At 68.5% G+C, this 1035-nt stretch carries 1 protein-coding gene; it reads left to right on the top strand.

The features are described 5' to 3' along the window. Positions 1 to 79: 79 nt before the first annotated feature. On the top strand, positions 80 to 1035 hold a 956-nt coding region (locus tag ACFVJS_RS28055; RefSeq protein WP_378886815.1), incomplete at its 3' end, for an alpha-amylase family glycosyl hydrolase.

Below are 1035 nucleotides of genomic sequence, written 5' to 3'. Positions count from 1 at the left end.
CCGACCCCCATGGGCGCCGGCCGGTCGGCCGCTGCGTACGACCCTCGCACGACCCCGCACAACCAGAGAGGCCCTCACAGTGAATCGAAGAAGTGGCGCACCCGGCGCGCCCCGGATGGCGGCGACCGTGGTCGCGGCCGCACTGCTCGCCACGGCGCTGCAGACGGCCACACCGGCCTCGGCGGCAGCACCCCCGAAGCCGCCGTCGGACGCGAAGCTGGCCGCCGAGCCCGCCCGTCACGAGGCGACGCGGGAGCAGTTCTACTTCGTGCTGCCCGACCGGTTCGCCAACGGCGACACCTCCAACGACAAGGGCGGCCTGACCGGCTCGCGGCTGTCGACCGGGTTCGACCCGACCGACAAGGGCTTCTACCAGGGCGGTGACCTGCAGGGCCTGACCGAGCGACTCGACTACATCAAGGGCCTCGGCACCACCGCGATCTGGATGGCGCCGATCTTCGAGAACAAGCCGGTCCAGGGGGAGGGTGCGAACGCCTCGGCCGGCTACCACGGCTACTGGATCACCGACTTCACCCAGGTCGACCCCCACTTCGGCACCAACGAGGACCTCGAGACGCTCATCGACGCGGCACATGCCAAGGGCATGAAGGTCTTCTTCGACGTCATCACCAACCACACCGCCGACACCGTCGACTACGCCGAGAAGAAGTACGGCTACCGCCCCAAGGGCGCTTTCCCCTACCTGGACGCCGAGGGCCGCCCCTTCGACGACGCCGACCCGGCCTCGGACAGCGCGAAGGTCGATCGGGACTCGTTCCCCTACACCCCGGCCAACACCGGTGAGATGGTCCCGTCCTGGCTCAACGACCCGACGCTCTACCACAACCGCGGCGACTCCACCTGGGAGGGCGAGTCGACCACCTACGGCGATTTCAGCGGCCTGGACGACCTGTGGACCGAGCGTCCCGAGGTCGTCGAGGGGATGAAGAAGATCTACCAGCGCTGGGTCCGCGACTTCGACATCGACGGCTTCCGCATCGACACCGTCAAGCACGTCGACCTGGACTACTGGAC

The organism is Nocardioides sp. NPDC057772 (assembly GCF_042798075.1).
Classification (GTDB): domain Bacteria; phylum Actinomycetota; class Actinomycetes; order Propionibacteriales; family Nocardioidaceae; genus Nocardioides.
The sequence above is the reverse complement of the archived record's forward strand: the minus strand, read 5'-3'. Positions and strand labels throughout refer to the sequence as shown.